This window comes from Brotaphodocola sp., from assembly GCF_983179755.1.
The window spans coordinates 21,415-35,347 of record NZ_CFAHBC010000011.1 but is presented as its reverse complement, the minus strand read 5'-3'; the positions used below and the strand labels follow the sequence as shown (position 1 = coordinate 35,347).

The window sequence follows — 13,933 nt, the reverse complement described above, 5'->3', positions numbered from 1 at the left end:
CTTACTCTTCCTCCTTCTTCTGCTTGCTATAATCGTTATGACAGGTATCAATCAGGTTCATAATGCTAAAGAGCATAATCAACGCACCACTGATCGGCACCATCACATAGATGTATGCCATCGGAACCTGTAAGGAAGCTGTCTTCTGAATCATTGTCAGCTTCGTGATGGAGCTTCCGCCGTACAGCATAACAACGCCTGCAAGAAGGAAGGTCATAATATCGCTTGCTGCCTCAAGAATCTTTCTTGTCGGACCGGTGATCTGATCTGCAAGGAAACCCATTCTCATGTGATCTCTCTTACCGAATACATAAGCAGAAGCAAGCAGAGCCATCCAGGTGAAGGAGTAGGTCAGAAGCTCCTCAGATACGGTACTCGGACGGTTGAAGCAATAACGGGTTACGATCTGATACGTTCCGATCACGGTCATCAGGACGAACAGGACGATCATTGCGATTCCCAGAACGCGCATAATGCCTTTTCTCAAGTTATGCATCGCTTCCATTTACTTTCCCTCCTTCGCTTTTTCGTTGATTTCCTGAATGTGATTGTAAACATCTACAATCTTCGGGTTCTCTTTGAGCATCTGCTCGTGGAGCGGAAGAACCTTCTGCTTGAATGCATCAACATCGACATCAATGAACTCTACGCCCATCTGATTCTGTGCGATATCCTTTGCCTCATCCACGCACTTATCCCACTCAGCCATCTCTATTTCCGTGGACAGAGCAGCTGCATCCTTAAATACCTGGTACTCTTCCGGGCTCAGGCTCTCAAGGAATTTCAGGTTTCCAACAAGCATATCCGGAACCATCTGGTGCTTGTTGTAGGAATAATACTTTGCAACCTCACCATGCTTGTTGTTCGTCAGAGCAAGCTCATTGTTCTCTGCTCCATCGATAACGTTCTGCTGAATAGCGGTGTAAACCTCACCGAATCCCATCGGAGATGCTGCTGCGCCGAACGCATTTACCATTGCTACGCTCGCCGGGCTCTGCTGTACACGGATCTTTAAGCCCTTCAGATCATCCGGTGTGCGGATCGGGGTCTTTGCGTAGAAGTTTCTCGTTCCTGCATTGTACCAGGTTACCACACGGAAGCCTGCATCATCGGTAGACTCATAGATTTTCTCCATGTAGTCGGTATCCTGCATGACAGACTTGTAAATCTCCTCAGAATCAAACAGATACGGCATACTGAAAATCTCGTAAACATCCGCAAATGTCTCAAGGTTTGCAGTACCTGCCACTACGAAATCGATTGCACCTGTCTGAGTCAGCTCGATTGCTTTCTGTGCAGATCCTAAAAGCTCGTTCGGGAAGATTTCCACCTCATACTTATCCCCAAGATTCTCCTCCACGTACTCCTTGAATGCCAGAAGTCCAAGATGCTCCGGATGGGTCTCTGACTGTGCATGCGAAATCCGGATGATTCGCTTTCCGTTTGTGAGTGATCCGCATCCGGTTAAACCAAATGCCATCGTCACTGCAAACAGACACACTGTCGCCTGCTTCAAAATCTTCTTCACCTTTTATTCCCTCCATTTCATTTTTTTCGTTTGCCACTGCCCCAAATCAATATGCCTCAATACCCATTCCCTGTATACATTTAAAAATCGATAACACCATACATTTGTAACCAGACTCCTCTATGCACCTTCTATATGGATGGAATGCAAAACATTCCTGCATATCGCATATCATTTCAGGATGTGATCATTTTTATCATCTTTTGCGCATACTTTGCGCTCTCTTGACCACGACTCCCATTATATAGCGTTAAGATTTTGTTTTGTACCGTAAATCCTTGCGATTTAGGAAGAAGATTTTGTCTTTGTATACTTTGTCCACAAAATTCTCTCCTCTCCCCCACTCTATCGTCTCCCAGAAAGATCCATCGCATCCGGAATCTTTATTTTTTGGAGATTTTACATAATTTTTCTCGGAAATTCGCTATTTTTTCCATTTCGATTTTATCCATGCTTTCCATCTCAAATCGGGGGGAATTCGATCTTTTTTGCGGTCTCCGGAATTCTCTTCTGCATTTACACTTCCGACCTCAAGCATCGCATTAACGATCAAACATTTTTCTGTTAAACATGAAAAGACCGCCCCCGCGCCAACAGGAACGGTCTTTTCGCAGATTACTCTTGCCGGTTGTCCGGAAGAATGATGAGTTGCACCTTAGTTTTTTCTAAAATCTGTTTCTAGCTCTTTACGCTCTTTACATCTTACGACGCAAAAAACTGCGCCCGATACTCTGACGGAATCATCCCCGTAATCCGCTTGAACACCTTCGCAAAATAGTTGGAATCATAATACCCGACCTTTGCACTCACATCCTTGACGCTGATCTGACGGTTCTGGAGCAATTTTTTTGCCTCCTCCACCCGAAAATGCATCAGATACGTCGTGAAGTTCTGATCAAAACACTGCTTGAACAGCTTGGAAAAATACGCATCTGAGTACTGCATCCACCTTGCGGCATCCTGCATCGAAATCTCATTCATATAGTTCTCACGGATGTACTGGCGGATCGTCTCTGCAACACAGTCAAGTCGCGTATCCCCGACTCCTCCGTCACGGTAAACCGGCTCAGACTCCGGTTGTTCCTCCGCCTGCGTTTGCTCAGACTCCCCGGCAAGCCTCTGATCCGTGATTCGCATCGCTTCCTCCATGACCGCAGACAGCTCCTCCTTATCACAGGGCTTGAGCAGATAGTCGAGCGCACGGATCACAAACGCGCGCTTCGCATACGAGAACTCATCATACGCCGTCAGAAACAGAATCACGCAGTTCGCGTCCATCCTTCGGATCTCCTCCGCTGCCTCCATCCCGTTCATCTCCGGCATCGAAATATCCATAATCACAATCTGGCTCTTCTGCTTCTGAAATACCTCGATCGCCATCTTTCCATCTGACGCTTCACAAATTTCCAACTGACCGCCAAAAGCGCGCTGAAGTTTCCGCGCAAGCGCCATACGCTCAATCTGCTCATCGTCTGCCAGTAATACCCGATACATTTGGATCTCCCCCTTCCGGCCCTTTCTCCGGTGTAAAGGCCAACTGCACAACCGTTCCCGCACCCGGTCTGCTGTAAATTTCCATCTCTCCATCGCAGTACATCCCGTGAATGCGACTCCAGATATTCAAGAGCCCGATTCCGGTACCGGTGTGTTCTCCGCTCTTTGTATCCTCTCTCTTGCTATCTTCCCTCTTTGCTTCTTCTCTCTTTATGGATGATATGTCGTTTCTCTCGCCCCGTTTCAGTCGCTGTCTGACCTCCTCAAGGCGCTCCTCGCTCATTCCCTCTCCGGTGTCCGCAATACTCATCCGAAACCGCTCTCCGTCCATCCATGAGCGCACAACGATCCGTCCGCCACTGCTCCGCGTCGACAGACCATGCTTGATTGCATTCTCAACGAGAGGCTGAAGCACAAACGACGGCACAAGCAGAGACAGAGTCTCCGGCGCACAGTCCGACTGATACTGAATCCGCTTTCCAAAACGCATCTGCTGAAGATACATGTAATCCTGCACTACCCTGAGCTCTCGCTCAAGTGGCATGACCGACTCACTCGACTTTAAGTTGTAGCGAAACAGACGACTGAGGGCTTCAATCATCTTTTCGGTCACCTCTGCATCCTCAATCTGCGCCATGCTTGCGATCAGATTCAGCGTATTAAATAAGAAATGAGGTTTAATCTGGTTTTTGAGCATCTGGAGCTGAACATCCGCAAGCTGTCGCTCCATATCGTGCTTTTCCCTGAGTGCCGAGATATACCAGGTCAGGCTCAGTGAGAGGATACCGAGAAAAAGCGTTGCAACCGGGACAAGCACAAGCATCGTCCGACTGCTCTGGTACTGCCGGTTTCCGAGCTGAATCGTCATCTGCTCAAGCTGTCCCGCATATGTGGTCAAATACCCCTGAAGCCGGTACACCCGACTCAAGCGCTCACGGTATCCACTTTCCTGCTGATCCATCATCAAAACGAGATCCCGCTCCGGCACATAGTTCTCATACAGGCTCTTGATCGACCAGGTTCGCGCATAGCAGTCCGCACCGATTTTCTTATAGTCAAAGGACAGTTTTGCAAGCTCTCTTCTCGTCTTCTCACTTGCCTCCTGATACTCCTCCCTCGCCTCCTGTGTCCCGCTCTGGATATAACGGCTGAACGTCGTTCGCTCCTGATCCATCGCTGACCAGAACGAGAGACTTCGGGCATTGTTTCCGAGAATCATGTCAAACCCGCGCATTCCAAACATCGAAATCGCCACGCTCAACGCAACGCAGAGGACTGCGAGAATAGACGCCCACGCAAGTCCCAGCTTTACCTTATGATCCGGCAGTAAGACTGCCAAAATTCTTTGTCCCGTCCGAACCATTGCCCCGTCTCCTATTCAAAAATTTCCCACCCTTATCATATGCCCATATGTTCATATGTCTATATCCATATATTTGTATCCATATCCCCATGTAGACACATACACGGGTACAGTCAAATACGACTAATTCTGTGCATTTTTCGCCTGCTGTTCCCCGATCGGGGGTTCTGCCACACTCACGCCCTCGTAGAAAAACTTCAGGATCTCCTCACAGGTCATACCGTCTTTTGCCATTCCCTGCGCTCCATTCTGACTCATGCCTGCACCGTGACCGTAACCACCGCCATAAATCTTAAACCGCGTGATTCCCTTGTCATTCTTGCCGACATCCTCGACCGTCAAAAATGCACTCGGCAGGGAGCTCCATCCCTCCGAGGTCTTCCCGTCTTTTCGCTTGATCGTCAGGCTGGAATCTCCGAGTGCCGACCGGATCGCATTCTGACCACTGATCGTTTTCTCCCCCTCGCTTCCCTTGACGAGCATCTTGAGTGCGACACCACCCGGACCGCGTTCCGTGATCTTCACACTCTCGATTGTTCCGATTCCGCCGATGTGATCCCCGAGAATCTGTGCGTTTGTCATCACATTCCAGCGATAAAACGGGTAGGACGAATCATAAGCCGGATAATCCTCATCCTTGATAAACGACGAAAAATCCGCATTTTCTGTTAAATCAAGCGTCTTTCGTCCCGGACTGAGCGCCACACTCTTCAAATACGGAGTCTCCGAGGAATCATTTCCCCAGATGCTTCCGTCCGTCGTCGTTCCACAGGAAGTCGAAAAGTAATACGCAGAAACCGGCTTTCCCTTATACAGCAACATTTTTCCGTAAGTCTCCTCAACAGCTTCCCGCGTTCTCTCATTCGTCTCCACGTTGTTGTAGACCTGAAAATTCGTGCTGTCATCGACATGGGCGCCGTACTGGCTGTAAGTATTGCTCTGAATCTGCATATAGGCATAAGTGCGCGCACAGACTGCCTGCGCCTTGAGTGCCTCCTTCTCATAGTTCGGTGGCATCTCACTCGGCACAACTTTTTTGAGATAATCCTCTAAATACAGCTCATTCATCAGAACAAGTCCCGTATCCGCCTCCACAATCTCAAGTCTGCCCGCATACGATGGTGTTCCGAGCGTGCGCTCAAGTGTCGGTACGGTCAGTTCATCCGTCTCATTCTGAGGTTTTAAGATGATTCTGCCTGCTGTGAGCTGACCGTCTCCCTTAGAAAAAGAGACGGTGCTTCCCGCCTCGAGCGTCGTCTCCTGATCGCCCTGTGTCATCGTCATCGCACCACTGCATGAGATCGTCACCGTATCGTGAAAAATGCTCTTGAATCCGTTATTCATCAACAAAACACGGATTGTATCCGCATTGACATCCCGCACAGTCAAAACCGCACAGATCTTTCCCTTTGCGACGACGAATTCATTCTGGTCATATCCAATCAGGATGTCTGAGAGATTTTCCCGTTTCACTGTCCCATACGTTCGGAGTACCTTGTACTCCTCATCAAACGGAACAGATCCGTATCCCTCGATCTCGATCGAATCACTCCGCACGGACAGAACCTTTCCCGTGATCGTGTCCTGCTTGAGCGAAACTTTTGCAATCTTGCCCTTCTCCATCTGGATATCTGCGAGATTGTGAACCATCTCCTCGGCTTTCTTTTTCTTTACTTTCCTGCGAAACGAAATCGTCCGCTCAAGATCGCCTAAGTAAACCTTCATCTCACTCTCGTCAGCATCAATGACCCAGACATTGCGGTACGTCGTATTCTGACCATTGTCCGCAATCACATGGATCAGCTGATTTCCTCTCACATAGGCTTCGAGTTCATGATCGAGATAGGCATCAAGCGTCAATCCGTCAAAACGCAGTTGTCCCAGATTCGTATACACCGTCCACGCCTCCGCTGACGGAACAGTCTCCGGTGTTCCATAGACCAGCACACTCTGCGTCTTCACATTTCCTTTCGGGTCCGCAGATTTCAAGATCGCATCATACAGAATCCACCACGAATCCTCCGGATATGGCTGATTTCGATTCTTCTTCGTCACATCCACCAGTACTCCGAGCGTCGGTGCGGAGGTTTCCGCAATCTGCTGTGCCTCCCCGTAAGTCAGCCAGCCCTCCGCTGTCTTCTCGTCCGCCGGTGTCTCCTCCTCCGTGAGAAATCCATTCTCATACAGATAATCCATCCACGGAATGTACCACTGACTCTGAGTGTTCGCTGAAAAATGCGAACTTCCCGCCTCCCGACGCCACATGGACACTTCCTCCGGCGATTTCAGCGCCAAAACAACCGCACGGGCAACCTCCGCCCGCGAGATCCCGTCCCTCTGCGGTTCACAAAGAAGAATAATTCCAATCAATACGGCGATCAGTGTCACCATTCCGCCCATAAATGCGATCAGTTTCCGACTCTTCATAGTTGCCTCTTATTTTTGAATGTAAGTCTTCTGTTCCTCGTCAATATGATCCAGGTTTTCATACTTTCCCGGCTGAGCTGAGAGATTCTTTCTCTTTAGCAACCAGGAAATCAGCTCCTTCATCAGTTTATAAAATACCGCAAACGTCGGTACTCCGATGATCATTCCGACAAAACCAAACACCCCGCCAAACAGCAGAATCGAGAACAATACCCAAAAGCTCGAGAGTCCCGTCGAATCCCCGAGAATCTTCGGACCAAGAATGTTTCCGTCAAACTGCTGAAGCAGAAGGATAAAAATAATAAAATACAGACATTTGATCGGACTTGCCAAAAGAATCAGGAAAGCACTCGGCACAGCCCCGATAAACGGTCCAAAAAACGGAACGACATTTGTCACACCAACAATCACACTGACAAGCAGAACGTACGGCATGTTCATGAAACTCAGAAGAACATAGCACAAGATTCCAATAATCAGGGAATCGAGAAGTTTTCCAATGATGAATCCACCAAAAATCTTGTGGACATAGCGGACCTCCTCGATCACCTTATTCGCCACACGCACGGGCAGAGCCCCGTAGATCACCATGATCGTCTGCGTCTTGAGCTTGTCCTTCATATTCAGCAGATAGACCATGACAATCAGACCGATGATCATGTTTAAGACCGTATGAACAGCCGTAAAGATTCCGCTGTACACTCCCGTCGCAATGTTGTAAATGTTCGGGATCAGATCATTTGTGAGCCAGTTCTGAAGCCATGTCGATGCCTTCGCATAGTACTGCATCACCTGTGCCTCCACATCCGGATTGTCGCGGAAGAGCTGTTCTAACCACATTTCCAGATTTAAGACACCCGCCGGGAGTGCCTCGATCACTCCTCGAATACTCGTAATCACCTGTGGAACCAGCATCGAGACAAGACCTGTCACGACTGCGACAAGAACCAGCAGACTCGCCAGCGTCGCAACCGTCGTGCTCAATTTCTTTCCTGCCTTCTCCAGCTTCACAAGCGAAAAAATCTTTTCCGTCCACTGGCATGCGCGATTGTAAATCGGTGCCATGAGATAGGCAAACACTGCTCCGTAAATGATCGGTTCGAGAATTCCCAAAAGAGCAGTGCACATCTTCTGTGCCGATTTCCAGTTAATCAGCAGAAAAATCACTGCAACCAATAAAACCAGAACCACGAATGCGGTCACACCCCAGTAGATGTACGTTTCAAATTTTTCTTTTTTCACTCCAGCCTCCAGTTTCAGATTGTGCCAGAATCCCCGGCACATGTTCTTCCTGTTTTTCCTCATTGTGCGTCTTTCGCTTATAAGAGTAGCACATTTTTCTGAAAAAAAAAAGATAAAGCAACGATTGCTCGTTGCTTTATCTTTCGTAATCCCAAAATGCCGGTCTTACTTATTGACGCCTAGCAGTGCTAGGTGGGCAACCTCACGCAGGCTTCTGCCTTCCACTGCTCATTGGAGGCTTGACATCGGTCTGCAAATATTGGAATCCCTGAGTCAGAAATGTAGGTTCAAAATGGGTAAGGTTGTCGAACATTCCAGGAATTACGTCTTTCTGTTTTCTATGGATTGATTATACAACAGTCTCTTCAATTTTTCAAGTCTCAAACTTTAACTAAAAAACTCTGCCTTGCAATCCTTTAAAAATTCTTATATACTGAGAATCAATTTCTGTTCCGATTTCCTACTTCCAATATATACAGCAAATCATGATTCAATACAGAAAAACGCAAAAAACAGACCGATTTTAATCGATAAAATATTAAAGATTTATTATAGGAAACTCAAGCATACACAACACAACGAAAGGATTTTTATTATACCATGAACCTCTCAGCCCTTGATCTCGAAAATCAGATTTTCTCCTGTGAACTCTGTCCGCGCCAGTGCAAAGTCGATCGGCACACCCGCTCTGGCTATTGCTCCTCCCCGGCGGGAATCTTTTGTGCCCGCGCTGCACTCCACCACTGGGAAGAACCCTGTATCAGCGGTTTTGCGGGCAGTGGAACCGTCTTCTTTTCTGGATGCACCCTGCGTTGTGTCTTCTGTCAAAACTATGAGATCAGCCAGGAGCATTTCGGAAAGAGTTTAAGTAGTGAACAGCTTGCCAAGGTCTTTTTGAACCTTCAGGATCAGGGCGCACACAACATCAATCTCGTGACGGCGACCCAGTACCTCCCGTGGATTCTTCCGGCACTCCGCCTCGCAAAACCAGATCTCAGGATCCCGATTGTATACAACTGCGGTGGCTACGAGCGCGCAGAGACGATTCTCGCCCTCAGGCCCTATGTCGACATCTGGCTTCCGGACTTTAAATATCTTGACTCTGACCTTGCTCGCCGTTGTTCCGGTGCTCCCGACTATTTCACGCGGGCAAGTTCTGCGATCGCCCAGATGATTGAGCAGACCGGCACCCCATCGTTTCACACCGAGGTATCTCCCGATGGTCAGGAAGTTTCGATCATGGACCGCGGTGTCATCATCCGACATCTCGTTCTTCCCGGACACAAGGACGACTCGATCGCGCTCTTAACCTGGATTGCTGACCACTTCCCGAAGGATCAGTTTTTTATCAGCCTGATGAGTCAGTACACCCCCTACCGCCATCTTGACGACTGCCCGGAACTGAACCGCCGGATCACCAGCTATGAGTACGAAAAAGTTGTCGACACTGCTCTCGCCCTCGGTCTCGATCACGGATTTATGCAAAAAAAAAGCAGTGCGCGTGAAGAATACACACCACCGTTTAATTTGGAGGGATTGGAATTCGATCAGCCCTGATCCTTCCGTAAAACCTAGGAAAGCGGATACCAATGATTGACATCTCTGGCATCCGCTTTCAGTTCACTTCGTCCACTGGACTATACCTCTCTTTGCTTTTTCCTTATGAAGTTTTTTGTTCTATATATATATCTTTCTTCCTCTGTATGTGGTTGAATTTTTTATTTTCCTTCCTTTTTTATATCTCTTTCTTTTCTGTTATCCGATTCTGAAATCTATCGTCCTTCCTATACTTTCTCGTCATATAAGAAAACCGATTCTTTTCTCTCTGTCTGCAATAACGTTTGGATCTGGAAAATGTTTGTTCTTGTTCCACTTACAGATTCTTTTCCTGTTTCCTTGCTTATCTTTTTTCTCAATCCTTTCGGATTTTTGATTTTGATAAGGGAAACTCATTTAACTGTTCGGTGGATTGTACCTCCTTTTCTTAGATTTTTTTGAAATTCCCTTTCGCTGAGAATTTCTTTCGAGAACTTCTTGTGTTCTCTTTTGTTTTGTTTCTGTTTCTTTGTTGTCTTTATAATACCAGATCCATTCGTTTTTGTCAACACTTTTTGTAAATTATTTTTATATTTTTTGTAAGTTGTCTAATTGTATATAAATATTCAAACAATTTGTTCACTTAGAACTTCTCAAAGCGCTCCACATCCGTCACGAAGATTGTCGCTCCGCCTGTCTCCACGCTGACCGGCATCGTCATGTAATTGCCTGCCATCGAACCGATGCTCGGACTCGGCATATCACAGCTGATCTTCTGGCGCTTGCCACAGGTCTCACGGATCAGCTCAATCGCATAATCCACCTTGTCGTCCTGTGTACCGATCATCAGAGTCGCATTTCCCTTTTTCAGGAAACCGCCCGTCGTCGCAAGTCTCGTCACGCTGTAACGATGATCGTTCAGCACGTCCGTCACTCTGTTTCCATCATCCGCACTCACAATCGCATAAATAATTTTCATGTCTCTCACCCTTTCTTGTCCCCATCCTGCCCAGATGAATCTTTTCAATCATTTTAACCCTGATGCAGGTTTCTCTCATTCTTATATCTTATATTTCCATACATATACAACGAGGAAGTCTGGCATGCGCAGGCTTCCCCTCTGTCTTTTTTATTTTATTACGCTGTGAGAACTTTTGCAAGCTCCTTCATCTGCTCTTTCGTATCTTCCTTGACTGTCGAGCGGATCGTAACCATCGGCTCTGCAATCGTGATGTTCTTCATCGTCTCAAGGATTCCCTTCATCACCTTTCCTGCAAGCGGTGCCCAGGTGCCATTCTCGATGATTCCAACGGTGCGCTTCTGATAATTCTTAGACTTCAGATGCAGAAGGAACTCCTCCATGCACGGGAAGACTCCGCCGTCATAGGTTGCACCGGCGAGAACGATACGGTCATAGTAGAATGCCTTGCGAACCGCATAGGAGACATCGGTGCGGGAGAGATCCATCACCGTCACATCTGCCTCTCCATTCTCTCTCAAATACTCTGCCATCAGCTGGCTTGCCTTTGCGGTGTTGCCGTGGATCGATGCAAATGCCACGAGAACCCCCTTCTTCTCCGGCTCATAACTGCTCCAGGTCTGGTACAGTCCAAGGTAGTGACCAAGATTCTCTTTCAGAATCGGACCGTGAAGCGGACAGATCATACGGATATCGAGGCCGGAAGCCTTCTTCAAAAGTGCCTGCACCTGAACGCCATATTTTCCAACAATATTCAGGAAATAGCGACCTGCCTCATCATCCCACTCCTCATCGACATCAGTTGCACCAAACTTTCCGAATCCATCTGCGGAGAACAGGATCTTCTCGCTCTGCTCGTAGGCAACCATAACCTCCGGCCAGTGAACCATCGGTGCCATGAAGAACTGAAGTGTATGACTTCCAAGCTCTAACGTACCGCCCTCCTTCACTTCCACCTTGCGGTCAGACAGATCAAAGTCAAAGAACTGTGCCATCATGCCGAACGTCTTTGCATTACCAACGATCTTCGCCTCCGGATATTTCTCTGCGAATTTCTGTACATTTCCGGCATGATCCGGTTCCATGTGGGAAACTACAAGGTAATCGACATGGCGACCTGCGAGCACGCGCTCCAGATTTGCAAACCACTCCTCAGTTGCTCTCGGGTCCACGGTATCCATGACTGCTACCTTCTCGTCCAGAATCACATAAGAATTGTAGGAAACGCCATTCGGAACCGGATACTGGCTCTCGAACAGGTCAATCGTCTTATCATTTGCGCCAACATATACAATTGAATCGGAAATCTTCATATCACTGATCATTTTATTTTCTCCTCTGTCGTTTTCTGGTTTATTTTTTATATTTTCAAGCCGACGCTCGCGGAGACCTGGCGCGTAATTCTGGTCAGCTTTGCTGACATCTTCCCATCAGAATTACTGCGCATCCACGCGGAGCGTATAACTTAGGTGGAGGACATCCACTCTGAAAGGCAAAACTATATTGCAAATAGTTACTATTTTTATTTCCAAGCTATTCTATCACAAAATCATTTATATTTCTACCCCTAATGTTAGGATTTTATCACTCTTTTTCAAAATTCGATATCACTTTCGCCACATCTGCCCTCGTATACGGCTTTTCCAAAAACGTGTATGCCTGAATTTTCCACGCCTCGAGCGAAAATCCCGGAATACTCGACATCAACACAACCGCCGGCGGATTCGGGAGTTGTTGCAACTTTCTCGCCAGACTGATTCCGCTGATATCCGGCATCACAATATCTGTGAAGACGAGATCCACATCCTGATCCCTCACAAAATCGACGACGGAAACCGCCTCCTCAAATCTCGCGACAAGCTCCACTCCGTCTATTGCCTCCAAAAATCCGCCAAGTCTCTCCAAAAGCTCCGGCGCATTATCCACAATTACCGTTTTGATTGCCATTTTCTTTTCCCCACACATTTCTTTCCCATTCATTTTCATATACATGTACTTTCATGTATCTTTTCCAATATAGGATCTTGCATTACCATATCGTTCGCCATGTCGCTCTACTGCTTTGTTCTTCGTCCTCTTCTCATTCCACTCAGATTCTTGTTGAAATTTACTGAAATCCCGGTGGATTTTTTAATTCACATTCCGAGAAGATTTTTGCAACCGCATCCCGGTAGACATCCATCTTCACTGCCTTTCGAATCTGCTTGAGTGCTTTCTCATCATTCTCAAATGCCTGTCCGAAATAAAACCAGAGTTCTTTCATCTTGAACAGAACATTTCTGTCTCCGGGGATCGCCTCGCTGTATCCTGCCAAAAGGGCATCGTGAAATTTACGAAATCTCTGTTTCTCATCGCACTTTTCTTTCTCTTCGTTTTCTTTTTCCGAAAAGCAAGGATCATCTCGCCGCGCCTTGCAAGATCCTGCCTCACTGCTTCCACACTTCTCCTGCATGCCTTCAATCTGCTCCGCAAGCGCCGGATTTGTCAGAAGTCCACGCCCCATCATCACAGTCTCTGTATTCGGAAAACGCTCGATCAAGTTTTCAAAATCCTGAACCGAAAACAGATCTCCATTGTAAGTGAGCGAAATTTGATTTGACGAATTCTTCTCTGCTGCCAGCTCATAGGCATCGAGATTTGGATGATTCCGGTAGAAGTCTGTCTGAATTCGCGGATGCACAATCAGTTCTGAGAGCGGATACCGACTGTAAATCTCCAGAAGCTCTTCCCACTCGTCCGGACTGTCTTTTCCGACTCTCGTCTTCACAGAAATCTTCATTCCAAGTCTGTTGATCCCATTACACACTTCCTCAAGAAAGGCATCCAGTGCAACTGGAAATGCGAGAAATCCCGCTCCCCTCTTCTTTGTCACAACGGTTCCCGACGGACACCCAAGATTTAAGTTGACCTCCTCATAGCCGAGATCTCTCAATTTCTCCGACGCCCAGAGAAAATCCTCCGCCTTGTTCGTCAGAATCTGCGGAACAATCTCGATTCCCTGATTGTGCTCCGGAAGCACATCATTCATCTCCCTGCTCGTAAATTTTCTCGTCTGATTCGGCGTGATAAACGGTGTAAAATAGCGGTCTATCTTTTTATAAAACTGATGATGAGCGTTCCGGTATACATAGCCGGTGATTCCCTCCATCGGTGCAAATTCGTATCTCATAAATATCGTATAATTCCTTTTTTTCGTTTATTCTGAACGGACAACCTTTCTTTTTCGCTCGATTTTTATTTTATCATATCCCCACCATTCCCGCAATTTCTCAATTTTTAAATCGAAAACAGAAACGCTAACAATCAGCTATTGTATCATTCGACATTTATAGGATTAATGCGTTTTATCGATAATTATTCTCAT

Annotated in this window: 11 protein-coding genes and 1 other RNA gene; 1 reads left to right on the top strand and 11 read right to left on the bottom strand. The window is 47.2% G+C overall.

Going from position 1 to position 13,933, the window contains the following annotated elements; all coding sequences use genetic code 11:
• Position 1 precedes the first annotated feature (1 nt).
• From AC4EVX_RS06100 to ssrS, 7 genes are all read right to left on the bottom strand, one after another.
• Positions 2-505 carry a TRAP transporter small permease gene (locus AC4EVX_RS06100; RefSeq protein WP_177977364.1) on the bottom strand — a complete coding sequence of 168 codons (504 nt, stop codon included), beginning with the start codon at positions 503-505 and terminating at the stop codon, positions 2-4.
• Positions 506-1,480: a TRAP transporter substrate-binding protein gene (locus AC4EVX_RS06095; RefSeq protein ID WP_490159805.1), complete on the bottom strand. Its 975-nt coding sequence runs from the start codon at positions 1,478-1,480 to the stop codon at positions 506-508.
• Between the two features lie 750 nt (positions 1,481-2,230).
• Complete coding sequence (locus tag AC4EVX_RS06090) at positions 2,231-3,022, bottom strand: response regulator transcription factor (RefSeq protein WP_490159784.1); 792 nt, start codon at positions 3,020-3,022, stop codon at positions 2,231-2,233.
• Positions 2,994-4,385, bottom strand: a complete 1,392-nt coding sequence (locus AC4EVX_RS06085; protein ID WP_177977366.1) for a histidine kinase — start codon at positions 4,383-4,385, stop codon at positions 2,994-2,996. The genes AC4EVX_RS06090 and AC4EVX_RS06085 overlap by 29 nt, the downstream gene beginning before the upstream one ends.
• 123 nt (positions 4,386-4,508) lie before the next feature.
• Entirely contained in the window at positions 4,509-6,812 is a 2,304-nt protein-coding gene (locus tag AC4EVX_RS06080) for a SpoIID/LytB domain-containing protein (protein ID WP_177977367.1), read from the bottom strand.
• Between the two features lie 9 nt (positions 6,813-6,821).
• Positions 6,822-8,054 carry an AI-2E family transporter gene (locus AC4EVX_RS06075; RefSeq protein WP_177977368.1) on the bottom strand — a complete coding sequence of 411 codons (1,233 nt, stop codon included), beginning with the start codon at positions 8,052-8,054 and terminating at the stop codon, positions 6,822-6,824.
• A gap of 144 nt (positions 8,055-8,198) precedes the next feature.
• Positions 8,199-8,378: non-coding RNA, 6S RNA (ssrS, locus tag AC4EVX_RS06070), on the bottom strand.
• Positions 8,379-8,654: 276 nt separating this feature from the next.
• Between ssrS and AC4EVX_RS06065 the strand changes: the two genes are divergently transcribed.
• Complete coding sequence (locus tag AC4EVX_RS06065) at positions 8,655-9,611, top strand: radical SAM protein (RefSeq protein ID WP_177977369.1); 957 nt, start codon at positions 8,655-8,657, stop codon at positions 9,609-9,611.
• A 622-nt stretch (positions 9,612-10,233) separates the two neighbouring features.
• Here the strand turns inward: AC4EVX_RS06065 and AC4EVX_RS06060 are convergent.
• The 4 genes from AC4EVX_RS06060 to AC4EVX_RS06045 form a co-directional block, all read right to left on the bottom strand.
• Entirely contained in the window at positions 10,234-10,569 is a 336-nt protein-coding gene (locus AC4EVX_RS06060) for a cyclic-di-AMP receptor (RefSeq protein WP_177977370.1), read from the bottom strand.
• 158 nt (positions 10,570-10,727) lie between these two features.
• Positions 10,728-11,891, bottom strand: a complete 1,164-nt coding sequence (locus AC4EVX_RS06055) for an FprA family A-type flavoprotein (RefSeq protein ID WP_490159804.1) — start codon at positions 11,889-11,891, stop codon at positions 10,728-10,730.
• 262 nt (positions 11,892-12,153) lie between these two features.
• On the bottom strand, positions 12,154-12,516 hold the full coding sequence (locus AC4EVX_RS06050) for a LytR/AlgR family response regulator transcription factor (RefSeq protein ID WP_490159783.1): 363 nt from the start codon (positions 12,514-12,516) through the stop codon (positions 12,154-12,156).
• 160 nt (positions 12,517-12,676) lie between these two features.
• A complete protein-coding gene (locus AC4EVX_RS06045) occupies positions 12,677-13,738 on the bottom strand; it encodes a tRNA dihydrouridine synthase (protein WP_490159782.1) in 1,062 nt (353 codons plus the stop codon).
• Positions 13,739-13,933: the final 195 nt, after the last annotated feature.